At 71.2% G+C, this 22823-nt stretch carries 19 protein-coding genes; 12 read left to right on the top strand and 7 right to left on the bottom strand.

Features of this window, described 5'->3' with window-relative positions:
• Positions 1–491: 491 nt before the first annotated feature.
• Complete coding sequence (locus ACFYRX_RS08705) at positions 492–1715, bottom strand: cation:proton antiporter (RefSeq protein WP_389097619.1); 1224 nt, start codon at positions 1713–1715, stop codon at positions 492–494.
• Between the two features lie 5 nt (positions 1716–1720).
• On the bottom strand, positions 1721–2206 hold the full coding sequence (locus ACFYRX_RS08710) for a cation:proton antiporter regulatory subunit (RefSeq protein ID WP_389097620.1): 486 nt from the start codon (positions 2204–2206) through the stop codon (positions 1721–1723).
• Between the two features lie 120 nt (positions 2207–2326).
• On the opposite strand from ACFYRX_RS08710, the gene ACFYRX_RS08715 reads away from it, so the two are divergent.
• Together ACFYRX_RS08715 and ACFYRX_RS08720 are read left to right on the top strand one after the other, a co-directional pair.
• Complete coding sequence (locus ACFYRX_RS08715) at positions 2327–3313, top strand: HAMP domain-containing sensor histidine kinase (protein ID WP_389097621.1); 987 nt, start codon at positions 2327–2329, stop codon at positions 3311–3313.
• The gene (locus ACFYRX_RS08720) at positions 3313–3966 is read left to right on the top strand and encodes a response regulator (protein WP_389097622.1); all 654 of its coding nucleotides are present in this window, start codon (positions 3313–3315) and stop codon (positions 3964–3966) included. The genes ACFYRX_RS08715 and ACFYRX_RS08720 overlap by 1 nt, the downstream gene beginning before the upstream one ends.
• Before the next feature lie 30 nt (positions 3967–3996).
• On the opposite strand, the gene ACFYRX_RS08725 is transcribed toward ACFYRX_RS08720, so the two are convergent.
• Positions 3997–4404 (bottom strand): hypothetical protein, encoded by a 408-nt coding sequence (locus ACFYRX_RS08725; RefSeq protein WP_389097623.1) that lies wholly within the window; start codon positions 4402–4404, stop codon positions 3997–3999.
• A gap of 98 nt (positions 4405–4502) precedes the next feature.
• Positions 4503–7394 carry a SpoIIE family protein phosphatase gene (locus ACFYRX_RS08730; protein ID WP_389097624.1) on the bottom strand — a complete coding sequence of 964 codons (2892 nt, stop codon included), beginning with the start codon at positions 7392–7394 and terminating at the stop codon, positions 4503–4505.
• Between the two features lie 166 nt (positions 7395–7560).
• Here ACFYRX_RS08730 and rutA point away from each other — a divergent pair, with 166 nt between their 5' ends.
• The gene (gene rutA, locus ACFYRX_RS08735) at positions 7561–8643 is read left to right on the top strand and encodes a pyrimidine utilization protein A (RefSeq protein ID WP_389097625.1); all 1083 of its coding nucleotides are present in this window, start codon (positions 7561–7563) and stop codon (positions 8641–8643) included.
• Between the two features lie 472 nt (positions 8644–9115).
• On the opposite strand, the gene argG is transcribed toward rutA, so the two are convergent.
• Positions 9116–10570 carry an argininosuccinate synthase gene (argG, locus tag ACFYRX_RS08740; RefSeq protein WP_389097626.1) on the bottom strand — a complete coding sequence of 485 codons (1455 nt, stop codon included), beginning with the start codon at positions 10568–10570 and terminating at the stop codon, positions 9116–9118.
• Positions 10571–10863: 293 nt separating this feature from the next.
• Between argG and miaB the strand changes: the two genes are divergently transcribed.
• From miaB to ACFYRX_RS08755, 3 genes are read left to right on the top strand one after another with little or no spacing between them, the layout of a single operon-like run.
• The gene (gene miaB, locus ACFYRX_RS08745; RefSeq protein WP_389097627.1) at positions 10864–12390 is read left to right on the top strand and encodes a tRNA (N6-isopentenyl adenosine(37)-C2)-methylthiotransferase MiaB; all 1527 of its coding nucleotides are present in this window, start codon (positions 10864–10866) and stop codon (positions 12388–12390) included.
• A gap of 30 nt (positions 12391–12420) precedes the next feature.
• Positions 12421–12717, top strand: a complete 297-nt coding sequence (locus ACFYRX_RS08750) for a hypothetical protein (RefSeq protein ID WP_389097628.1) — start codon at positions 12421–12423, stop codon at positions 12715–12717.
• Positions 12718–12727: 10 nt separating this feature from the next.
• Positions 12728–13435 carry a class III extradiol dioxygenase subunit B-like domain-containing protein gene (locus tag ACFYRX_RS08755; protein WP_389097629.1) on the top strand — a complete coding sequence of 236 codons (708 nt, stop codon included), beginning with the start codon at positions 12728–12730 and terminating at the stop codon, positions 13433–13435.
• Positions 13436–13530: 95 nt separating this feature from the next.
• Here the strand turns inward: ACFYRX_RS08755 and ACFYRX_RS08760 are convergent, their stop codons facing one another.
• On the bottom strand, positions 13531–13800 hold the full coding sequence (locus tag ACFYRX_RS08760) for an antitoxin (RefSeq protein WP_389097630.1): 270 nt from the start codon (positions 13798–13800) through the stop codon (positions 13531–13533).
• A gap of 23 nt (positions 13801–13823) precedes the next feature.
• Complete coding sequence (locus ACFYRX_RS08765) at positions 13824–14165, bottom strand: hypothetical protein (protein WP_389097631.1); 342 nt, start codon at positions 14163–14165, stop codon at positions 13824–13826.
• A gap of 183 nt (positions 14166–14348) precedes the next feature.
• Here ACFYRX_RS08765 and miaA point away from each other — a divergent pair, with 183 nt between their 5' ends.
• The 6 genes from miaA (at position 14349) to hflX (ending at position 22733) form a co-directional block, all read left to right on the top strand.
• Positions 14349–15287, top strand: a complete 939-nt coding sequence (gene miaA, locus ACFYRX_RS08770) for a tRNA (adenosine(37)-N6)-dimethylallyltransferase MiaA (RefSeq protein WP_389097632.1) — start codon at positions 14349–14351, stop codon at positions 15285–15287.
• Between the two features lie 108 nt (positions 15288–15395).
• Positions 15396–15899: a hypothetical protein gene (locus ACFYRX_RS08775; protein WP_389098202.1), complete on the top strand. Its 504-nt coding sequence runs from the start codon at positions 15396–15398 to the stop codon at positions 15897–15899.
• Positions 15900–16008: 109 nt separating this feature from the next.
• A complete protein-coding gene (dapF, locus tag ACFYRX_RS08780; RefSeq protein WP_389097633.1) occupies positions 16009–16878 on the top strand; it encodes a diaminopimelate epimerase in 870 nt (289 codons plus the stop codon).
• Between the two features lie 285 nt (positions 16879–17163).
• The gene (locus tag ACFYRX_RS08785) at positions 17164–19410 is read left to right on the top strand and encodes a RelA/SpoT family protein (protein WP_389097634.1); all 2247 of its coding nucleotides are present in this window, start codon (positions 17164–17166) and stop codon (positions 19408–19410) included.
• A 148-nt stretch (positions 19411–19558) separates the two neighbouring features.
• Positions 19559–21094: a M1 family metallopeptidase gene (locus tag ACFYRX_RS08790; RefSeq protein ID WP_389097635.1), complete on the top strand. Its 1536-nt coding sequence runs from the start codon at positions 19559–19561 to the stop codon at positions 21092–21094.
• A 145-nt stretch (positions 21095–21239) separates the two neighbouring features.
• Complete coding sequence (gene hflX, locus ACFYRX_RS08795) at positions 21240–22733, top strand: GTPase HflX (protein ID WP_389097636.1); 1494 nt, start codon at positions 21240–21242, stop codon at positions 22731–22733.
• The last annotated feature ends 90 nt before the right edge of the window (positions 22734–22823 follow it).

A 22823-nucleotide genomic window follows, 5' to 3' on the forward strand; every position in this document is an offset into this window, starting at 1 on the left:
GTGTCCGTCCTCGGTCCGGCGGCTCGGTTGCTTCGACAGTGCTCGGTTCCGGACGCCGGCCGCTGCGGGCGGACACCCCCCACCCCGGCCCCTTCACGCCGTCGGCGGCTTACGGCGCGTTCACCGTCCCCACTCAGGGGCGCGGGGGGCCGTGCGCGTCCGAAGGTGCGTCCACCGTCCCCACTCAGGGGCGCGGGGGCCGTGTGCGTCCGAAGGTGCGTCCACCGTCCCCACTCAGGGGCGCGGGGGCCGTGTGCGTCCGAAGGTGCGTTCACCGTCCCCACTCAGGGGCGCGCGCGGGGCCGTGCGCGTCCGAAGGTGCGTCCACCCTCCCCACTCAGGGGCGCGGGGAACTGCGCGATCAGCCCCCACCGGACCGCACCCGCCCCACGGCCCGGTGAGGCAGCTCCTACTTCTTCAGGGGCGCGGGGAACTGCGCGACCGGCCCCCCGCCGGTCGGCGGGCGTACGACGGGTTGGTCTCGTTACTGCTCAGGTGCTGTCTTGGCTCAGCGAAGCCTCCGTCATGCGTGAGGTGGGCTCCGGTGTCTTCGGGGCGTGGCGGCGGGCGGTCAGTCTTGTGGCCAGGGGTTCTGTGTAGCGGGCCGTCAGGGGACCGAGGACGACCAGGATGAGGACGTAGGCCGTGGCCAGTGGGCCCAGGGAGGGTTCTATGCCGGCTGAGACTGCCAGGCCCGCTATGACGATGGAGAACTCGCCGCGGGCCACCAGCGCGCCGCCCGTGCGCCAGCGGCCCTTGGGGGAGATTCCGGCCCGGCGGGCCGCCCAGTAGCCGGTGGCGATCTTCGTGGCCGCGGTGACCACGGCGAGGGCGAGGGCGGGGAGCAGGACCGGAGGGATGCTCGCCGGGTCGGTGTGGAGGCCGAAGAAGACGAAGAAGATCGCTGCGAAGAGGTCCCTCAGGGGGCTCAGGAGGGTGTGGGCGCCCTCCGCCACCTCGCCCGAGAGGGCTATGCCGACGAGGAACGCGCCCACCGCTGCCGACACCTGGAGCTGCTGGGCCACACCTGCCACCAGGATGGTCAGGCCCAGGACCACCAGGAGGAGCTTCTCCGGGTCGTCGCTGGAGACGAAGCGGGAGATCAGGCGGCCGTAGCGGACCGCTACGAAGAGGACCAGGCCTGCCGCGGCGAGTGCGATCGCCAAGGTCAGGCTTCCGGCCAGGAGGCCCGCTCCTGCCACCAGTGCCGTGACGATGGGCAGGTACACCGCCATCGCCAGGTCCTCCAGGACCAGGACGCTCAGGATCACCGGGGTTTCCCGGTTTCCCACTCTGCCCAGGTCGCCCAGGACCTTGGCGATGACGCCCGAGGAGGAGATCCAGGTGACGCCTGCCAGGACCACCGCAGCCACCGGGCCCCAGCCGAGCAGGAGGGCGGCCGCGGCGCCGGGGACGGCGTTGAGGGCGCCGTCGACCAGGCCGGAGGGGTAGTGGGCCTTGAGGTTGGTGACCAGGTCGCCGGCCGAGTACTCCAGGCCCAGCATCAACAGGAGGAGAATGACGCCTATTTCGGCGCCTATCGAGACGAACTCTTCGCTGGCGCCCAGCGGGAGCAGCCCGCCCTCGCCGAAGGCCAGGCCGGCCAGGAGGTAGAGGGGGATCGGGGAGAGTCGGAAACGGGCGGCGAAACGGCCCAGGAGACCCAGGCCGAGGATGATCGAGCCGAACTCGATCAAGAGGACCGCGGAGTGCATGTTTTCTACTCCCGACCGAGGATCGCCGCCGCGGCGTCCACGCCCTCGCGGGTGCCCACGACGATGAGGATGTCACCGCCCGCCAGGCGGAAGTCGGGGGTGGGCGACGGGATGGCCTCCGCCCTGCGCAGGGCCGCCACGACCGAGGCGCCGGTGTCCGTGCGCATCTTCGTGTCGCCCAGGACCCGGCCGTTCCAGCGGGAGCCGGCCGCCACCTCGATGCGTTCGGCCACCAGACCCAGGTCGGAGGTGTACAGGAGGCTCGGGCTGTGGTGGGAGGGCTTGAGCGCGTCGATCAGGGCGCCCGCCTCGGAGCCGGTCAGGCGCAGCGACTGGGCACAGGAGTCGGGGTCGTCGGCCCGGTACACGCTCACCGTGCGGGCACCGTCGCGGTGCGCCACCACGGACAGATGGCGATCCTCCCGGGTCAGGAGGTCGTACTGGACCCCGATTCCCGGCAGCGGCGTCGCCCTCAGGCGTGGAGCAGACACGTTTCTCCCCTTGCGTTTCGCGTGATCACGGGTGCGGGCTTGCATGGTGCCAGTACCCCGTACGGTGGCGATATGGGTGACGTGACGGATATACGCGGGCGGCGGGGAACGGGGAGTCTGATGGCCCGGACGCCGTACGAGAGGGGCGAGGGCACGGCCGTGTCGCTGTTCTGGCGGATCTTCTCGCTCAACGCCACGGGCCTCGTCGTCGCCGCCGCGCTGCTGCTGGGCCCGGTCACCGTGTCGACGCCGGTCCGGCAGGGGGAGGCGGTGGTCGTCCTCGGGGGGCTCGTGCTGCTGCTGGCCGCCAATGCCGTCGTACTGCGCGTCGGGCTCGTCCCGCTCCAGCGGCTGGGGCGGGCCATGGCCGCCGCCGATCTGTTGAGGCCCGGGGTGCGCGCGCCCGTTTCCGGTCCGGCCGAGACGGCCCAGCTGATCACCACGTACAACACGATGCTCGACCGGCTGGAGGCCGAGCGGGCGACCGGCGCCGCCCACGCCCTCTCCGCGCAGGAGCGGGAACGGCACCGCATCGCGCGCGAACTGCACGACGAGGTCGGGCAGACCCTCACCGCCGTGCTCCTCCAGCTGAAGAGGGTCGCCGACCGGGCGCCCGAGGAGCTGCGGGAGGAGGTGGGGCAGGCGCAGGAAGCCACCCGGGCCGGGCTCGACGAGATCCGCCGGATCGCACGCCGGCTGCGGCCCGGGGTGCTGGAGGAGCTCGGGCTGCCGAGTGCCCTGCGCTCTCTCGCGGGTGAGTTCACCACGCACGGGCTGACCGTGCGCCATCACGTCGGCGGCGATCTGCCCCGGCTGACCGAGGAGTCGGAGCTGGTCCTCTACCGGGTGGCCCAGGAGGGCCTGACCAACACCGCGCGGCACTCCGGCGCCGACCACGCGGAGGTCCGGCTGCAGCCGGTCGCCGGGGGAGTCGAGCTCCTGGTGCGCGACAACGGCACAGGACTGGGCGGGGCGCCCGAGGGGGCCGGGATGCAGGGCATGCGGGAGCGGGCGCTGCTGGTGGGGGCGGTGTTCTCGGTGGGGTCCGGGCCCGGGCGGGGTACGGATGTGCGGTTGCGGATACCGGTCGCGCAGGGGGTGCGCTGATGTCCGGGCCGACGCGTGTGCTGCTCGCCGACGACCACACGCTCGTACGGCGGGGGGTCCGGCTGATCCTGGAGGGGGAGCCGGATCTCACGGTCGTGGCCGAGGCGGGGGACGGCGCGGAGGCGGTCGAGCTGGCACGCGCGCGTGAGGTCGATCTGGCCGTTCTGGACATCGCCATGCCCCGGATGACGGGACTGCAGGCGGCCCGCGAACTGTCCCGGCGGCTGCCGGACCTGCGGATACTGATCCTGACGATGTACGACAACGAGCAGTACTTCTTCGAGGCCCTCAAGGCCGGCGCCAGCGGATACGTCCTCAAGTCCGTCGCCGACCGCGATCTCGTCGAGGCCTGCCGGGCCGCCGTACGCGACGAGCCGTTCGTCTATCCCGGGGCCGAGCGGGCCCTCGTCCGCTCCTACCTCGACCGGCTGCACCGCGGTGACGACCTGCCCGCGCGGGCCGTCACCGAACGCGAGGAGGAGATCCTCAAGCTCGTCGCCGAGGGACACACCACCAAGGAGATCGGCGAGCTGCTGTTCATCAGCGCGAAGACGGTCGAGCGGCATCGCGCGAACATGCTGCAGAAGCTGGGCATGCGCGACCGGCTGGAACTGACCCGGTACGCGATACGGGCCGGGCTCATCGACCCCTGAGCGGTCCCTTGCCGGGACAGCGATGTCTGCTCACGGGCGGCGTCTGGCCGCGCTGCGCCGTCGCCGCACCACGTACGCACCGGCGAGTCCGGCCCCGGCGAGCGTCAGGGCAACCCCCACCGCGCGCTCGAAACCCGCGGGGCCCACGCTGCCCCCGGTGCCGCCCTGGACCCCGAGCGTCGGGACGACCGTCGCCACGCTCACGACGGCGCTGCTCCGGCGGGGCAGTACCTCACAGGCGATGCCGTCGTCGGGGCCCTGGTCCTCGTCGAGCCGGTTGGGGTCGGTGGGGTCGAGGTCGAACACCGTCTGCGCGTCCTCCTGGTAGACGAAGTCGGCGCAGTCCAGGTCGGCTCGGGCGTGTGCGATGCCGGTGAACGGTCCGGCGGTGACCAGGACGGCCACTGCCGTGCCGGTGAGGGTGGCGCGTATGCGCATGGGGTGTGCCTTTCGGGCGGGGCCTGAACAGCCGTCACCGCGACCCTAGGGACACGCCCGGCGCCCGGCCCGTGGTGCTGGGCCGAAAGGGGCGCGGGTCAGAGCAGCGCCTCCCAGTCGCCTTCGAAGGCCGCGGCGTTCAGCAACAGGGCCTCCACAGGATCCGGCAGGGGGCGCAGGGGCTGTTCGGTCCAGATGCACTTGCCCGTGGAGGTGTAGCGGGCACCCCAGCGGGTGGAGAGGGCCGAGATCAGCTGGAGGCCGCGGCCGCCCTCGTCCGTTTCCGTGGCGCGGCGGATGCGCGGCATGGTCTGGCTGCCGTCGTAGACCTCGCATATCAGCTCGGCGCTGTGGAGCAGACGCAGGCGTATCGGACCGCGGGCGTGCCGGACCACATTGCCGACCAGTTCGCTGACCAGGAGTTCCGTGGTGGGAGCCAGGTCGTCCAGATCCCAGGCCGACAGCTGTTCCCGGACGTGGCGGCGGGCCTGGCCCGCCGCCCTCGGGTCGTCCGGCAGCGGCCAGGACGCCATCCGGTCGGCGGGCAGTGCGTGCAGACGGGCGACGAGGAACGCCGCGTCGTCGGCCGCCTGCTGATCCGTCGGCAGCAGACCGGCCGTCAGTGTGTCGCACAGGCGTTCAAGATCTACGGTCGTCCCGTCGGCGTGTGCCGCGCTGAGCAGACGGGCCAGGTCCGCCATGCCCTCGTCGATCTCCCGCTTCGCCGACTCCACCAGCCCGTCGGTGTACAGCACCAGCAGGCTGCCTTCGGGCACCTCCAGCTCGACCGTCTCGAAGGGCGGTTTCGCGGCGCCCAGCGGCGGGTCCGCGTCCGGCTCCGGGAAGTGCACGGTGCCGTCGGGACGGACCAGGGCGGGCGGTGGGTGGCCGGCCCGGGCGATGGAACAGACCCGGGTCGTGGGGTCGTAGAGCGCGTACAGGCAGGTGGCGTACGACGCCTCGCCCATGTTGCCGACGATGTCGTTGAGGTGGCCCAGGATCTCGTCGGGCGGCAGCTCCAGGTCGGCCAGGGTGTGCACCGCGGTGCGCAGCCGGCCCATGGTGGCCGCCTCGGGCAGGCCGTGGCCCATCACGTCGCCGACGACGAGGGCGACCTGTCCGCCGGACAGCGGGATGATGTCGTACCAGTCGCCGCCCACGTCCGCTCCCGGCCCGGCGGGCAGATAGCGGGCGGCCGCCGTGCACGCCGGCAGGTCGGGCAGCGCCTGGGGGAGCAGGCTGCGCTGGAGTTCCCGGGACCGGGTGTGCTCGGCGTCGTAGAGCCGGGCCCGCTCGAGGGACTGGGCGACGAGCGCGCTGATGGTGGTCAGCAGGGCGCGTTCCTCGTCGTTGAGCAGTCGCGGCCGGTCGAAGGCGACCACGCACACCCCGAAGGTGTGTCCGGACGCCGTCATCGGCAGGAAGGCCCAGGACTTCTTGTTGCCGCGTGCCGGGAAGCCGGCCAGTGCGGGATAGCGGGCGGCGTACTCGTGCGCCGAGGACATGAACAGAGGGCTGCCGGACGCGATCGTGTCCCAGGCGGGGTCCCCGGCCGACGGCCGGCTGCGGCTGTCCAGGAGGGCTACGAAGTCCTCGGGGTAACCGACCGCGCCGACGTGGTGGAGCCGGTCGCCCTCGATGACCTGGACCATGAGACCCGCCGCGGCGAACGGGGGCAGTACCCGCCGGGCGACCGCCTCCACCACGTCCCGCGAGGTCGTCGCCTTCGCGAGATCCGTGGTCAGTTCGGCGATCCGGACCACCCGCTCGGCCGCGGCGCGCTCGGCAGCCTGCCGTTCCTCCGCCAGCCGGCGTTTCTCGGTGACGTCCTGGAAGTAGAGGGTGCGCCCGTCGGGCCCCGGCACCAGCCGCACGTGGAGCCGCCGTTCGCAAGCCTCGAGGTGCACGTCGAAACCGGCGGGCCTCTCCTCGGCCGCGGCCTCCAGGCACCTGTCCCGCGCGCCGGGGACCTCGCGCATGGCCGGCAGCTCCCACAGCAGCCGCCCGAACAGCTCCTCCTCGGAGAAGCCGAGGAAGCGTTCCGCCTCCAGGTTGGCGAAGGTGATCCGCCACTCGTCGTCCACGGCGAGGAAGCCGTCGCTCATGTGTCTCAGGGCCCGGCCCAGCGCGTCCCGGGCGGTGCGCGACTCGTTGCTCTCCCAGCCGACGCCGATCATCCGGAGGGGCTCGCCCTGCTCGTCGTAGGTCGCCCGGCCGCGTGCCTGCGTCCAGCCCCAGGTGCCGTCCAGGCGCCGTACGCGGTACTCGGCCTCGTAGACGGAGTGGTCGAGGATGGCCTGCTGTGCCGCCGCGAGGGTGGGGGCCAGGTCGTCGGGGTGGACGATCCGCATCCAGTTGTCGATCCTGCCGGTGAAGTCGGCCTGCAGGGTGCCGTACAGCTCCAGTGCCGCCTCGTCCCAGAGCAGGTCGCCGTTGCGGATGTCCCAGTCCCACGAACCGACCTGGACCTCCTTCAGGGCCTGCCGCAGTCGCTCACCGCTCAGCTCCGCCTGGGTGGGGCCGGACGGCGGCGGTGCCTGGGCCATGCGTTCCTCGGTCCAGGCGACGACGTCCCGCAGGAAGTCCCAGTGCTCCGGGGTCGGTTCGCCCCGCTCGCCGGACAGGACGGTCAGCGCGCCGATGCTGCGTCGGCCGCTGAACACCGGGAGGGCGGCCAGTCCGGTACCGGGCCAGGAGACGTCCTGATCCGTCCGGCCCGGGGTGGACGGCACCCACACGCCCTTGCCCTGCTGGAGCGCGCGGGCCGGGGCCAGCGGGCCCTCCTGGTCGACGATCTCCCAGGAGCGGGTCAGGGCGGGCGGCAGACCGACGGAGGACACCAGACGCAGTGCGGACATCGGGCCGCGCAGGTGCATGGTTCCGCCGAGCGCGCTCAGTTCGCCGACCGCGTGCCCGAGCGCCAGCCGGAAGACCTCGCTCTCCGTCGCGCCAGGGGCCACTGTGCCGAGAAGAGCGAGCCGCGCGTTCATGGAGGGAACCTATCGTTCCCGTTTCTGTTCGAAACCTCCTTCACCGTTTCCGACCGGTCGAACTCCCGCTCAGGTGCCTCAACAGCCGTTTGTGCGCCGCAAGTTGTTGAAATCTCGACCGTGTACCGTGCCGTCGGACGGGCAGGTTCCGATCATGAGGAGCGGCATGGACATCGGTGTCTTCATCCCCATCGGCAACAACGGCTGGCTCATCTCGAAGAGTTCCCCGCAGTACCTGCCGACCTTCGAGCTGAACAAGGCCGTCGTGCAGAAGGCCGAGGAGCACGGATTCGACTTCGCCCTGTCCATGATCAAACTCAAGGGCTTCGGCGGCGAGACCGAGTTCTGGGACCACTGCCTGGAGTCGTTCACGCTGATGGCGGGCCTGGCCGCGGTGACCGAGCGGATCAGGCTGTACGCGTCCACGCCGATCCTCGCCCTGCCTCCGGCGATCGTCGCCCGCATGGCGGTCACCGTCGACTCCATCGCCCCCGGCCGCTTCGGCGTCAACATCGTCACCGGCTGGGCGCCCGGTGAGTACACGCAGATGGGCGTCTGGCCCGGCGACGAGCACTTCGGCAACCGTTATGCCCGGGCCGAGGAGTACGTGACGGTGATGAAGGAGCTGTGGAGCGAGGGCGTCAGCAACTTCAAGGGCGAGTTCTACGAGATGGACGACTGCGTGCTCTCGCCGCGCCCGGCGAACGGGCACATCGACATCGTCGCCGCCGGGCAGAGCGGCACCGGCATGCGCTTCGCCGCCGAACACGCCGACTACAACTTCATCCTGGGCAGCGGCGTCAACACCCCGCTCGCCTTCGCGGACAGCGCGGCCACGTTGGTGGACGCGGCGCGGGAGACCGGCCGTGACGTCGGGGCGCTGTCGCTGTTCATGGTCATCGCCGACGAGACCGACGAGGCCGCCCGCGCGAAGTGGCAGGACTACCACGACAACGCCGACCATGCGGCGCTTGCCTACATGGCGGGGGAGTCGGCCACCGACACCTCCGCCGACGACTCCTCAACGGCCCGCACCATCGTGCTGCCGGAAGGCGCCGTGAACTTCAACATGGGCACGCTCGTGGGGTCGTACGAGAGCGTTGCGGGGATGCTCGACGAGATCGCCGGGGTCGAGGGGACCAAGGGGATCATGCTGGTGTTCGACGACTTCCTCGACGGGATCGAGCAGTTCGGGACGCGGATCCAGCCGTTGATGAGGTCGCGGGAGGCGCGGGCAGCGGTGGGGTGACGGGGTGGGGTGTGGCGGGGCCGGGCGTGTTCGGGTACGGCTGCGGCTCGGTGGGGTGGGTGGTGTTGGGGCCGGCCGGGGCGGTGTGGGTTCGGATGCGGTCGTAGGGGGGGCGGGTCCGTGCCACCCGGCGGGCCGTGGCGGCGGTGCACGGCGTTTTGCGGCGGATGTGAGGTCTCGCCTGGGCTGTGGTTGTGGCGGAAGCGGGGTCTCGTCCGGGCCCTGCTTGTGCCGGACGCGGGTCGTACCTGCGCCGTGCTCGTACCCGTGCTCGCGGCGGAGCCTCATGTCGACGCCGCTCCGCCCCTTCGGGTGGGTCCAGCCGCCGGCAGCCGCACCGGCGCTCGCCACCCGCGGTCGCTGCTACACCGGCTCGCCGCCCCGAAGGCTTGTCCGAACGGCAGAGAGGCCGGTCAGGCGCCGTTGCCAGGCGCCGGACCGGCCTCTCGGTGCTGAATCCGCCCGCAGGGCGTCAGTCCGTGCCGAACTCCATCGCGGCCCGGTCCAGCAGGGCCTCGTCCTCGGAGACCTCACCGCGGGACGCGATCGCCTCGGCGCCGCCCTCGGGGAGCTCCGGCATGGTGCCGATCAGACCTGTCGCGGCAGCCTGGGAGGCGCCGATGGTCGGGCTGCCGGTGCCGATCAGGCCGAGACCGGCGTACTGCTCCAGCTTGGCGCGGGAGTCGGCGATGTCGAGGTTGCGCATGGTGAGCTGGCCGATCCGGTCCACGGGACCGAACGCCGAGTCCTCGGTGCGCTCCATCGACAGCTTGTCCGGGTGGTACGAGAACGCCGGGCCCGTGGTGTCGAGGAGCGAGTAGTCCTCGCCGCGCCGCAGCCGCAGGGTCACCTCGCCGGTGACGGCGGCGCCGACCCAGCGCTGGAGCGACTCGCGGATCATCAGGGCCTGCGGGTCCAGCCAGCGGCCCTCGTACATCAGACGGCCCAGGCGCCGGCCCTCGTTGTGGTACTGCGCGACGGTGTCCTCGTTGTGGATCGCGTTGACGAGACGCTCGTAGGCCGCGTGGAGCAGGGCCATGCCGGGGGCCTCGTAGATGCCGCGGCTCTTCGCCTCGATGATCCGGTTCTCGATCTGGTCGGACATGCCGAGGCCGTGTCGGCCGCCGATCGCGTTGGCCTCCATGACCAGGTCGACGGCGGAGCCGAACTCCTTGCCGTTGATGGTCACCGGGCGGCCCTGGTCGAAGCCGACCGTCACGTCCTCGGGGGCGATCTCGACCGACGGGTCCCAGAACCGCACGCCCATGATGGGCTCGACGGTCTCGACGCCGGTGTTGAGGTGCTCCAGGGTCTTGGCCTCGTGGGTGGCGCCCCAGATGTTGGCGTCGGTGGAGTACGCCTTCTCGGTGCTGTCCCGGTACGGCAGCTGGTGCGCGACCAGCCACTCCGACATCTCCTTGCGGCCGCCGAGCTCGGTGACGAAGTCGGCGTCCAGCCACGGCTTGTAGATCCGCAGGTTCGGGTTGGCGAGCAGGCCGTAGCGGTAGAACCGCTCGATGTCGTTGCCCTTGAACGTCGAACCGTCGCCCCAGATCTGGACGTTGTCCTCCAGCATGGCCCGCACCAGGAGCGTGCCGGTGACCGCGCGGCCCAGCGGCGTGGTGTTGAAGTACGCCCGCCCGCCCGAGCGGATGTGGAACGCCCCGCAGGTGAGCGCGGCCAGCCCCTCTTCGACGAGCGCGGCACGGCAGTCGACCAGGCGCGCGATCTCGGCGCCGTAGGCCTGCGCGCGGCCGGGCACCGAGTCGATGTCGGGCTCGTCGTACTGGCCGATGTTCGCGGTGTAGGTGCAGGGGATGGCGCCCTTGTCGCGCATCCACGCGACGGCGACGGAGGTGTCGAGACCGCCGGAGAAGGCGATGCCGACGCGCTCGCCGGCGGGGAGGGACGTGAGGACCTTGGACATAGGAAGATTATGCATCACAACGCATGGTCATGCAAAGTCCCTGATCGCTGTCCCTGACGTGATTCAGGTCATCCGTCCGCGGCCCCCGATGTCATTCGGTCCTCGGCCTCTGAAGCCGGCCGTGTGTGCAGCGCGAACACGGCGCCCGGACCTGCCACGCCGAAGGTGACGTCCCAGCGAGACCGGGTCCGTCGTCGGTCGGCGCGAGGTGCTGCGGCGCCACCGGTATGCCGGTGAACGCCGGGACCGAGCACCGGGCCCAGGGGTCTTTGAGGAGCGCCTACCCTTGACCCATGACCATCAGCAGCGACCGGAGCCCGGCAGTGGACGTTTCATCTCCGAAAACGTACGAAGTGCGCACCTACGGGTGCCAGATGAACGTCCACGACTCCGAGCGATTGTCCGGGCTGCTGGAGGAGGCGGGATACGTTCCCGCACCCGAGGGTTCCGACGGGGACGCGGACGTCGTCGTCTTCAACACCTGCGCGGTGCGGGAGAACGCCGACAACCGGCTCTACGGCAACCTCGGCCGGCTCGCGCCGAGGAAGACCTCGCGGCCCGGTATGCAGATCGCGGTCGGCGGCTGTCTCGCGCAGAAGGACCGCGACACCATCGTGAAGAAGGCGCCCTGGGTCGACGTCGTCTTCGGCACCCACAACATCGGCAAGCTGCCGGTCCTGCTGGAACGCGCGCGCGTGCAGGAAGAGGCGCAGGTCGAGATCGCCGAGTCCCTGGAGGCGTTCCCCTCCACCCTTCCGACCCGGCGCGAGAGCGCCTACGCGGCCTGGGTGTCGATCTCCGTCGGCTGCAACAACACCTGCACGTTCTGCATCGTCCCGGCCCTGCGTGGCAAGGAGAAGGACCGCCGTACCGGCGACATCCTCGCCGAGATCGAGGCCCTGGTCGGCGAGGGCGTCTCCGAGATCACCCTGCTCGGACAGAACGTCAACGCGTACGGCTCCGACATCGGCGACCGCGAGGCCTTCAGCAAGCTGCTGCGCGCGTGTGGCTCGATCGACGGCCTGGAGCGCGTCCGCTTCACCTCTCCCCACCCCCGCGACTTCACGGACGACGTGATCGCGGCGATGGCGGAGACCCCGAACGTCATGCCGCAGCTGCACATGCCCCTGCAGTCCGGCTCGGACACGCTCCTCAAGGCGATGCGCCGCTCCTACCGCCAGGACCGCTACCTCGGGATCATCGAGAAGGTGCGCGCCGCCATGCCGGACGCCGCGATCTCGACCGACATCATCGTCGGCTTCCCCGGCGAGACCGAGGAGGACTTCGAGCAGACCATGCACGTGGTCCGCGAGGCCCGCTTCGCGAACGCCTTCACCTTCCAGTACTCCAAGCGCCCCGGAACCCCCGCGGCGACCATGGAGGGGCAGATCCCCAAGGAGGTCGTGCAGTCGCGCTACGAGCGACTCGTCGCCCTCCAGGAGGAGATCTCCTGGGACGAGAACAAGAAGCAGGTCGGCCGCACCGTGGAACTCATGGTCGCCGAGGGCGAGGGCCGCAAGGACGGCGCCACCCACCGTCTGTCCGGCCGCGCCCCCGACAACCGTCTGGTCCACTTCACCAAGCCCGACCAGGAGGTCCGCCCCGGCGACGTGGTCACCGTCGAGATCACCTACGCTGCCCCCCACCACCTCCTCGCCGAGGGCGCCGTGCTCGATGTGCGGCGCACGCGCGCGGGGGACGCGTGGGAGAAGCGGAACGCCTCGGAGGCGGCCAAGCCGGCCGGTGTGCTGCTGGGGCTGCCGAAGATCGGGGTGCCGGAGCCGCTGCCGGCGGCCACGGGCGGGTGCGCGGCGCTCTGAGTCCCGCCGTGCACAGAGACGAGGCGGGGCATGGGGCGCTGGGTGGTGGTCGTCGACCGTCAGGTCGGCAATCAGAACGACATCGACGAGGTGGCGCATTTCGAGGGCACACGGGACGAGGCCCGGGCCCGTCTCTACGAGATCGCCTGCACCCATCGTCCCGGCGTCGTCCTGCGCCAGAAGCGCCGCCACGTCTACCGGATCGGTGACGGGGACGCGTACTACGCGAGCATCGAAGGCGCCATGTCCACGCACCGCGTGATGTACCGGCTCGCCGAACTGGCGTGGAGCACCCATCCGGAGTCCTGGCCCTGGGCCTGGAAGTAGGCTGCCGATCATGCTTGTCGCCGCCGCAGTCTGCCCCTGCCCGCCACTCCTGGTGCCCGAGGTCGCGGCCGGAGCCGCGCCCGAGCTGGACGCCGCGCGGGCCGCGTGCACGGACGCGCTCGGTGTGCTCGCCGCCGCCCGGCCCGACCTCCTCGTGGTCGTCGGGCCCGCCGGGCGGAGTGGACGCGGTGTACTGCCCGAGGGCACCCGGGGGTCGTTCCGCGGATTCGGCGTGGATCTCGGCGTACGGCTGGGCCGGGAGGGGGCGTCCGAGCGCGAGCTGCCGCCCTCCTTCGCCGTCGCCGCCTGGCTTCTGGACCGCACCGGTTGGTCGTACGCCCCGATCGAGGGACTCGGTGTGGGGGAACCTCTGGAGCCCGAGCGGTGTATTGAGACCGGAAGGGGAATCGCCGCCCGGGCGGAGCGGGTGGCGCTGCTGGTGATGGGCGACGCCAGCGCCTGCCGCACGCTCAAGGCACCCGGATACCTCGACGAGCGGGCGGCCCCCTTCGACGCGGAGGTCGCGCGTGCGCTGGGCGCGGCGGACGTGGCGGCCGTTCAGGCGCTGGACGCCGGGCTGGCGTACGAACTGAAGGCCTCCGGCCGGGCCTGCTGGCAGGTTCTCGCGGGCGCGGCCGAGGGTGCGGGCCTCGGCGGCTCGCTGCTGTACGAGGACGCGCCCTACGGCGTGGGGTACGTGGTCGCGACCTGGTCCTGAGGGGCGCAGGAGGTCGCTTCGGGCTGTCTCGGAAACCGCGGACGGCCGGGAGGCTTTCCGCCCCGCGGCCGTCCGTCGATGTGCCGTGCTGCCGGTCAGGAGCCCGGCGGTGGTGAGGCCGGCGGCGTGCTGCCGTCACCCGGTCCCTCCGTGCCGTCCTGGTGCGCGAGCCGGTCCATGGCGTCCTTGGCCTTGCCCGTGCCCGTCTGGATCCGGTCGCTGTACTTGCCCTTGGTCTTCTCGTCCACGACCTTCGCGGCCTTGTCGAGGCCGTGCTGGATCTTGTCCCCGTGCTGCTGCGCGAGGCCGGAGACCTTGTCCTTCGCCGGGCTGAGCTTGGCCTTGAAATTGTCCAGGAGACCCATCGTTCACCTTCCGGGGCGGGCGGTCACGTGCGGGCGCCCTCGCCGATCTCGCGGTCGGCCGCCTTGTCGGCGGACTGCTGCTTGGGGATCTCGACGTCCTTGGCGGCGTCCTCGACGGCCTCGGTCGCCGTCGAGCCGTCCGTGTCCTCGGCTCCGGCTGCTTCGGAGGCAGAGGCCTCGGCCTCGTTCTCGGACCTGACCTCGGTCTCGGCCGGCTCCTTCGCCTCGGCCGCGTCGTCCGCCGCCGCCTCGTCCGTCGCCTTGTCCGCCGTCGGCTCGGCCGACTGGGTGTCGGCCTGCGTCTCGGCGGTTGACGCCTCTTCCGTAGCCTTCGACCTACGGATAAGTCGTGCGAAAACGCCCATATTCACTCCATATGCTACTCGTGCGGGGGAAATCCCGCGTCGCCCGGTGCGCCCGTACGCGCCACCTGGATCGCCGCCTCCTCGGACAGGGCGGCGGAAACCACGCAACTGGCAACGACCCCCGACCCGGGCCGTCACGTAACTCGTTCGAGGTGGCACCCGGAGGTTTGCGAGACTGGAGCCGTGAGCAGCGCACCCCCCGCCCCCCGCGTCATCGCCGTCGTCGGACCCACCGCGGCCGGAAAGTCCGATCTGGGCGTCTTCCTCGCCCAACGCCTGGGCGGTGAGGTCGTCAACGCCGACTCCATGCAGCTCTACCGAGGGATGGACATCGGCACCGCCAAACTGACGCCCGACGAACGCGCCGGAGTCCCGCACCACCTCCTGGACATCTGGGACGTGACGGTCGCGGCGTCCGTCGCCGAGTACCAGAGGCTCGCCCGCGCCAGGATCGACGGGCTGCTCGCCGAGGGCCGCTGGCCGATCCTCGTCGGCGGCTCGGGGCTGTACGTCCGCGGTGCCGTCGACAACCTCCAGTTCCCCGGCACCGACCCCGACGTCCGGGCGCGCCTGGAGGAGGAGCTCCTCCTGCGCGGTTCCGGCGCGCTGCACGCCCGCCTCGCCGCCGCCGACCCCGAGGCCGGGCAGGCGATCCTGCCCAGCAACGGCCGCCGGATCGTCCGGGCCCTCGAAGTCATCGAGATCACCGGCAAGCCCTTCACCGCCAACCTCCCCGGCCACGACTCCGTCTACGACACCCTCCAGATCGGTGTCGACGTCGCCCGGCCCGAGCTCGACGAGCGCATCGCCCGCCGGGTCGACCGGATGTGGGAGGCGGGCCTCGTGGACGAGGTGCGGGAGCTGGAGGCGCAGGGGCTCAGCGAGGGGCGCACGGCCTCGCGTGCGCTCGGGTACCAGCAGGTGCTCGCGGCGCTCGCGGGGGAGTGCACGATGGAGGCGGCGCGGGCCGAGACCGTCCGGGCCACCAAACGCTTCGCGCGCCGTCAGGATTCATGGTTCAGGCGCGACCCGCGGGTGCATTGGTTGAGTGGGGCTGCGGCACATCTCACAGAACTTCCGCAGCTCGCACTGGCGTTGGTCGAACGACCGGTCACAGCCTGATCACGTCATGGCATCGGGACGCTCAGGCCGTCATCCCGGCCTCCGGCGCCGTGCCATCATCGAGCTTCGATCGACCAAGTGGAGTCCGAGTTGGGAGGGCGCGTGGCGATGGAGGCCGGCCCTCGCGACACCGCACAAGGCACCGAGCCCCGCACCGTCGAGAGCGGTGAACCGGAGCAGGACGCCGGCCGTCTGAGCCCCGACGGGCCCGACGAGGTGCAGGGCGGTGTGACCGACGACGGCCCCGCGCCCGAGGAGATGTTCGCGGCCGGGGAAGAGGTCGAGGTCGAGCTGCGCCCGCAGCGCCGGCTGCGGATCTGGCAACTCGCCCCCATCGTGTCGCTGGCGGCCCTCGGCTCCCTGATGTTCGCCTTCCCGCTGGCCTTCGACTTCGGCGACAGCGGAGCGGTGATCGCGATGCTGGGCCTGCTGATCTGCTCCTGCGCGGCGGGCTGGGGAATGATGGCCGCGCGCCGCGTTGGTTACACGTGGCCGGGACTGCCGCCGAGGGGCTCCGGTCGCCGCGCCGACTGGCGGATCGCCCTCGGATACGTACTGGTGGTGGCAGTCGTGGTCGTTCTCGCCGTATGGCGCGTGGCAAGGCTGCGCTGAGGCTTCAGCGACACGGGGCTGAGCCGTCGGGCGGCTGTGCCGAGCAGGCGTGACCGGCCTCCCGCCGCTGGCCCGCGGTCGGAGAACGGCCTTCGCCTACCATCGAGGAATGAGCACGCGGATCCCCTTTCTCAAGGGTCACGGCACCGAGAACGACTTCGTGATCGTCCCCGACCCCGAGAACACCCTCGACCTCTCGCCGACCGCCGTCGCCGTCCTCTGCGACCGCCGAGCGGGCATCGGCGGTGACGGCCTGCTCCACGTCGTGCGATCCGCGTCACACCCCGAGGCGCGTTCCATGGCGGCCGAGGCCGAGTGGTTCATGGACTACCGCAACGGCGACGGCTCGATCGCAGAGATGTGCGGCAACGGCGTGCGCGTCTTCGCGCGCTACCTCCAGCACGCCGGTCACGTCACGGAGGGCGACCTCACGGTGGCCACGCGCGGAGGCGTGAAGGCCGTGCACATCGACAAGACCGGTGAGGTCACCGTCGGCATGGGTAGGGCTCGGCTCCCCGAAGGCGACGTCACGGTGAGCGTCGGCGACCGCGCGTGGCCCGCCCGGAACGTGAACATGGGCAACCCGCACGCCGTCGCCTTCGTGGACGACCTCGCGCATGCCGGCGATTTGTACTCCCCGCCGCCCTTCAGCCCGGCCGCCGCCTACCCGGACGGGGTCAACGTCGAGTTCGTGGTCGACCGCGGCCCCGGACACGTCGCCATGCGCGTGCACGAGCGTGGCTCAGGCGAGACCCGTTCGTGCGGCACGGGCGCGTGCGCCGTCGCCGTCGCCGCGGCCCGCAGGGACGGCGCCGACCCCGCGGCCACCGGTACCCCGGCGACGTACACCGTGGATGTGCCCGGCGGCACCCTGGTGATCACCGAGCGGGCGGACGGCGAGATCGAGATGACCGGCCCGGCGGTGATCGTCGCCGAGGGCGAGATCGACGCCGACTGGCTTGAAAGCGCCGTTCGTTGACCATATGAAACCATGGCGCTCGGAGTGTCGGAGGAGGGGAAGCGCAGCCTCCGGCATCCTGCGTGATGCGAAACCACGGTCGGCCGCAGGTCAGGCGGCGCGAAATCGTAAACCTCCAAACCTTCGCTCGAATGGGTGATCCGTTTCACGCTCGCCGAGAGGCGGTCAGTCGGGCGTGATGGGCTCGGTAGCATCAAGCACCGGCCCGGACGGGGAACAGATGTCATCCCCTGAGCCGTGTCCGCCATGGGGCACCCGTCCGCCGGTCCACAGCCGGAGGTGCCCATGAGTGCGGAGGCCACGAACCCCGCGACCCCAGGTCCGGTGACAGGTGCGGCCGCCCGCTGGCGGGCGCGGATCGACCTGCGCCGCCTGGGCCGCGCCGCGCTGCTCGGCCCCGCCGCCCGGGACCGGATGCCGGATGCCATCGGCCATGTGGCCGAGGCCCACCGAGCCCACCACCCCGACGCCGATCTCGAACCCCTGCGCCGCGCCTACGTCCTGGCCGAGTCCTCGCACCGCGGTCAGATGCGCAAGAGCGGTGAGCCGTACATCACACACCCGCTCGCAGTGACGTTGATTCTGGCCGAACTCGGTGCCGAGACCACCACGTTGACGGCCTCTCTGCTCCACGACACCGTCGAGGACACCGAGGTGACGCTCGACCAGGTCGGCGAGGAGTTCGGCGCGGAGGTCCGCTTCCTCGTCGACGGCGTCACCAAACTGGAGAAGGTCGAATACGGCGCCGCCGCCGAGCCCGAGACCTTCCGCAAGATGCTCGTCGCCACCGGCAACGACGTCCGCGTGATGTCGATCAAACTCGCCGACCGGCTGCACAACATGCGCACGCTCGGTGTGATGCGCCCCGAGAAACAGGCGCGCATCGCCAAGGTCACCCGCGATGTCCTCATCCCGCTCGCCGAACGGCTCGGCGTCCAGGCACTCAAGACCGAGCTCGAGGACATGGTCTTCGCGATCCTCCACCCCGAGGAGTACGAGCACACGCGGGAGTTGATCGTCGACAACGCCTCCCGCGCGGACGACCCGCTCGCCGAGGTCGCCGACGAGGTGCGGGGGGTGCTGCGCGAGGCCGGGATCCAGGCCGAGGTCGTCATCCGGCCGCGCCACTTCGTCTCCGTGCACCGGACGGCCCGCAAGCGCGGCCGGCTGCGCGGCGCGGACTTCGGCCGCCTGCTGGTCCTCGTCGGTGAGGACGCGGACTGTTACGGCGTCCTGGGCGAACTGCACACCTGTCTGACGCCCGTCGTCTCGGAGTTCAAGGACTTCATCGCCGTCCCGAAGTTCAACCTGTACCAGTCGCTGCACACTGCCGTGGCCCGCGGTGACGGCCAGGTCGTCGAAGTCCTCATCCGCACGCACCAGATGCACAAGGTCGCCGAGGCCGGTGTGGTCGCGCTCGGCAATCCGTACGCGTCCCCTCCGGACCTCTCCGAGGAGCAGAGCCCGGGTGCCGACGAGGAGCGGGTGGATCCCACCCGGCCCGGCTGGCTCTCCCGGCTCCTCGACTGGCAGGCGGCCGCGCCCGACGCCGACACCTTCTGGTCCACGCTCCGCGAGGATCTCGCGCAGGACCGCGAGATCACCGTGTTCCGGCCCGACGGCGGCACCCTGGGGCTGCCCGAGGGCGCGACCTGCGTGGACGCCGCGTACGCCCAGTACGGCGAGGACGCGCACGCCTGCCTCGGCGCCCGCGTCAACGGCCGTCTGGCGACCCTGAGTACTGTTCTGAAGGACGGCGACACAGTCCAGCTCCTCATGGGACAGGACCCGGCCGCCGAGCCCTCCAAGGAGTGGCTGGAGCACGCGCACACGGCTGCGGCCCGGATCGCGATCCAGCGGTGGATCGCGACGCATCCGTCGCCCGAGGTCCCGCAGGAGGCCGACGAGCGGAACGGGGCGGGAGCACTGACGGCCGAGAGTGTGCAGGCCGCGCGTGAGGAGCAGGAGAGTCCGAAGCCCTTCCGGCCGGTCCTTGCCGAGCTGCCCGGCGACGACACGCCCGACAGCGCGGGCCGGAGCATCGCCGGGGCTACGGCCGACGACGACCCGGCCGCCTCCCCCGGCACCGCCCACGCCCTCGTCGACCAGCCCGGAACGACCGTACGACTGGCCGGCTGCTGCACGCCCGTACCGCCCGACGAGATCACCGGTTTCGCCGTGCGCGGGGGAGTGGTCACCGTGCACCGCGTCGAGTGCGCCGCGGTGGCGCGCATGAAGGACGTGGGGCGCAAGGAGGTCGACGTGCGCTGGGGCGACGCCGCCGAGTGCCGGGTCACGCTCTTCGCTGAATCGTTCGGCCGCCCGCACCTCCTCGCCGACCTCACCGAGGCCATGGCGGGCGAGGGCGCCGAGATCGTCTCCGCGACCGTCGAACCCCCCAGCCAGCAACGGGTGCGTCACACGTACACCGTCCAGTTGCCGGACGCGGCCCTGCTGCCGTCCCTGATGCGGGCGATGCGGAACGTGGCCGGGGTGTACGACGTGAGCAGGGCCCAGACCCCGGGGGCCTGAAGGCAGCGGAGGCATCCCCCGGCCTTCACGCGCGTGTGGAGGCTCCCGGAACCGCACGCGTCGCCGCGCCAGGGCCGGAGGACCCCGTTCGAGTGGGCCGGTCGCGAGTCGCCGACGCGGCGCACGCGCGCGCTGGTAGCGGTGGTGCATGCCGCTCACCCTCCGCATCCACGCCCGCCCCACCTTCGCCGACCGGCCCGGTCCCGACGCCCCCCGCCGCCGTACCGGAACCGCCCCGCGACTCAAGGCGGCCGCGCTGCTCGCCTCCGCCGTGTCCGTCTGCCTGCTTGCCGCGAGCGCCCCGGCCACCCCACTCGGCGTCGGTGACCGCCTCTTCCCGCACCTGGGCAACCCGGGCTACGACGTGGCGTCGTACGACCTCTCCTTCACCTATCAGGGCGACAACAGCAAGCCGCTCACGGCCGTCACCACCATCGACGCCTGGACGACGACCGAACTCGACCGCATCAACCTCGACTTCGCTCACGGCGACGTCCAGTCGGTCGAGGTCGACGGCCGGCCCGCGGCGTTCACCAGTGCCGACGAGGACCTCGTGATCACCCCCGACGAACCGCTGCCCGGCGGCAGTTGGATGCGGATCACCGTCCGGCACAGCAGTGACCCCGTCTCCGCCGCAGACCGTGACGGCGGCTGGGTGCGCACCACGGACGGGCTCGCCATGGCCAACCAGGCCGATGTCGCCCACCTGGTGTTCCCCTGCAGCGACCATCCCTCCGACAAGGCGATGTTCACCATCCGGGTCACCGCGCCCGACGATTACACGGCGGTCGCCAACGGTCTGCCGACCGACGTGGACCGGGCCGGCCGGGCGACCACGTGGACGTACCGCACCCAGCACCCCATGGCCACCGAACTCGCGCAGGTCTCCATCGGCCGCTCCACCGTGCTGCGGCGCACCGGCCCGCACGGCCTGCCCGTCCGGGACGTCGTACCCACCAAGGACCGTGCCGAACTGGAGCCGTGGCTGAAGAAGACCCCGGACCAGATCGCCTGGATGGAGAGCAAGGTCGGCCCGTACCCCTTCGAGACGTACGGCATCCTCATGGCCGGCGCCGACACCGGCTTCGAGTTGGAAACCCAAACCCTCTCCCTCTTCGAGAAGGACCTCTTCACCGAGCCCGCGTACCCCAAGTGGTACGTCGAGTCGATCATGGTTCATGAACTCGCCCACCAGTGGTTCGGCGACAGCGTCAGCCCCCGCACCTGGTCCGACCTGTGGCTCAACGAAGGACACGCCACCTGGTACGAGGCCCTGTACGCGGAGGAGAAGGCGGGCCGCACCCTTCAGGCCCGCATGAAGGCCGCGTACGGCTTCTCCGACCGCTGGCGTGCCGCCGGCGGACCGCCCGCCGCTCCCAAGCCGCCCAAGGCCGGCCAGAAGATCGGCATCTTCCGCCCGAACGTCTACGACGGCGCCGCACTCGTCCTGTACGCCCTGCGCCAGGAGATCGGCCGCAGGCCCTTCGAGAACCTGGAACGGGCCTGGGTGCAGGAACACCGGGACGGCACGGCGACGACCGCCGACTTCGTGCGGCTCGCCGCCGAGGTCTCCGGACGCGACCTCGGCGGCTTCCTCCAGGACTGGCTCTACGGCGAGCAGACCCCACCGATGCCCGGCCACCCGGACTGGAAGGCAACCGCCCCCGCCGCACCGGTGAAATAAGGCCGTGACGAGACGCCCCGTACCGTGCGACCATCTTCAGGTCGGCGCGGCACGGGGCGCGGGAATCTCCCGGAGTACTCGTGCGTTGTGAGACATGACCGCCGAATCGGAATCACCGACGACGTATCGACGACGTAAGGACCCAATGACCTCCTCTTCATCCCCTTCCCAGGACACGCAGCGCCTCGCGCACAACTACGCCGAAGGTCTTCGGGCCGATGCCCTGATGGAAGAGGACGTCGCCTGGAGCCACGAGATCGACGGAGAGCGGGACGGCGATCAGTTCGACCGCTCCGACCGCGCGGCACTGCGCCGCGTCGCCGGCCTCTCCACCGAGCTCGAGGACGTCACCGAGGTCGAGTACCGCCAGCTCCGCCTGGAGCAGGTCGTCCTCGTCGGTGTCTGGACCACGGGGACCGTGCAGGACGCGGACAACTCCCTCGCGGAGCTCGCCGCCCTCGCGGAGACCGCGGGCGCTGTCGTCCTCGACGGCGTGACACAGCGTCGCGACAAGCCGGACGCGGCCACCTACATCGGTTCCGGCAAGGCGAACGAACTGCGGGACATCGTCCTGGAGACAGGCGCGGACACCGTCATCTGCGACGGTGAGCTCAGCCCGGGCCAGCTCATCCACCTCGAGGACGTCGTCAAGGTCAAGGTCATCGACCGTACGGCCCTGATCCTCGACATCTTCGCCCAGCACGCCAAGTCCCGTGAGGGCAAGGCGCAGGTCGCGCTCGCGCAGATGCAGTACATGCTGCCGAGGCTGCGCGGCTGGGGTCAGTCGCTGTCCCGTCAGATGGGCGGCGGCAAGGGCGGCGGCCTCGCCACCCGTGGTCCCGGTGAGACCAAGATCGAGACGGACCGGCGTCGGATTCGCGAGAAGATGGCGAAGATGCGCCGGGAGATCGCGGACATGAAGACCGGCCGCGAGATCAAGCGCCAGGAACGCAAGCGCCACAAGGTGCCCTCGGTCGCCATCGCGGGCTACACCAACGCCGGCAAGTCGTCCCTGCTCAACCGCCTCACGGGCGCGGGAGTCCTGGTCGAGAACGCGCTGTTCGCGACCCTGGACCCGACCGTCCGCAGGGCGGAGACCCCGAGCGGCCGCCTGTACACCCTGGCCGACACCGTCGGTTTTGTACGGCACTTGCCCCACCACCTGGTCGAGGCGTTCCGTTCCACCATGGAGGAGGTCGGCGAGTCAGACCTGATCCTGCACGTGGTGGACGGCTCGCACCCGAACCCGGAGGAGCAACTGGCCGCCGTACGCGAGGTGATCAGGGACGTCGGCGCCACCGGCGTGCCCGAGATCGTCGTGATCAACAAGGCCGACGCGGCTGACCCGCTGACGCTCCAGCGGCTGATGCGGATGGAGACGCGTTCCATCGCGGTCTCGGCCCGTACCGGCCAGGGCATCGACCAGCTGCTCGCCCTGATCGACAACGAACTGCCCCGGCCGTCCGTCGAGATCGAGGCGCTCGTGCCGTACACCCACGGCAAGCTGGTCGCCCGCGCCCACGACGAGGGCGAGGTGATCTCCGAGGAGCACACGGCGGAGGGCACCCTCCTCAAGGTGCGGGTGCACGAGGAACTGGCAGCGGACCTCGCACCGTACGTGCCGGCACCGGTGGCCTGAGCCCCGCAGTACTGCTGAGAAGCCCGCCCCTTTTCCGAGAAGGGGCGGGCTTCCGGCATGTTCACGGATCACCGGTCGTCGTCACCCGGT

The sequence above is a fragment of the Streptomyces sp. NPDC005374 genome, assembly GCF_042872225.1.
In the GTDB taxonomy this organism is placed as follows: domain Bacteria; phylum Actinomycetota; class Actinomycetes; order Streptomycetales; family Streptomycetaceae; genus Streptomyces.

Coding starts and splice junctions, on each gene's coding strand:
- ACFYRX_RS08720 (WP_389097622.1), top strand. CDS start 3,313: ATGTCCGGGCCGACGCGTGTGCTGCTCGCCGACGACCACACGCTCGTA.
- ACFYRX_RS08755 (WP_389097629.1), top strand. CDS start 12,728: ATGCTTGTCGCCGCCGCAGTCTGCCCCTGCCCGCCACTCCTGGTGCCC.
- ACFYRX_RS08725 (WP_389097623.1), bottom strand. CDS start 4,404: ATGCGCATACGCGCCACCCTCACCGGCACGGCAGTGGCCGTCCTGGTC.
- ACFYRX_RS08790 (WP_389097635.1), top strand. CDS start 19,559: ATGCCGCTCACCCTCCGCATCCACGCCCGCCCCACCTTCGCCGACCGG.
- ACFYRX_RS08715 (WP_389097621.1), top strand. CDS start 2,327: ATGGCCCGGACGCCGTACGAGAGGGGCGAGGGCACGGCCGTGTCGCTG.
- ACFYRX_RS08785 (WP_389097634.1), top strand. CDS start 17,164: ATGAGTGCGGAGGCCACGAACCCCGCGACCCCAGGTCCGGTGACAGGT.
- ACFYRX_RS08760 (WP_389097630.1), bottom strand. CDS start 13,800: ATGGGTCTCCTGGACAATTTCAAGGCCAAGCTCAGCCCGGCGAAGGAC.
- hflX (WP_389097636.1), top strand. CDS start 21,240: ATGACCTCCTCTTCATCCCCTTCCCAGGACACGCAGCGCCTCGCGCAC.
- argG (WP_389097626.1), bottom strand. CDS start 10,570: ATGTCCAAGGTCCTCACGTCCCTCCCCGCCGGCGAGCGCGTCGGCATC.
- rutA (WP_389097625.1), top strand. CDS start 7,561: ATGGACATCGGTGTCTTCATCCCCATCGGCAACAACGGCTGGCTCATC.
- ACFYRX_RS08775 (WP_389098202.1), top strand. CDS start 15,396: ATGGAGGCCGGCCCTCGCGACACCGCACAAGGCACCGAGCCCCGCACC.
- ACFYRX_RS08705 (WP_389097619.1), bottom strand. CDS start 1,715: ATGCACTCCGCGGTCCTCTTGATCGAGTTCGGCTCGATCATCCTCGGC.
- dapF (WP_389097633.1), top strand. CDS start 16,009: ATGAGCACGCGGATCCCCTTTCTCAAGGGTCACGGCACCGAGAACGAC.
- ACFYRX_RS08765 (WP_389097631.1), bottom strand. CDS start 14,165: ATGGGCGTTTTCGCACGACTTATCCGTAGGTCGAAGGCTACGGAAGAG.
- ACFYRX_RS08730 (WP_389097624.1), bottom strand. CDS start 7,394: ATGAACGCGCGGCTCGCTCTTCTCGGCACAGTGGCCCCTGGCGCGACG.
- miaB (WP_389097627.1), top strand. CDS start 10,864: ATGACCATCAGCAGCGACCGGAGCCCGGCAGTGGACGTTTCATCTCCG.
- ACFYRX_RS08750 (WP_389097628.1), top strand. CDS start 12,421: ATGGGGCGCTGGGTGGTGGTCGTCGACCGTCAGGTCGGCAATCAGAAC.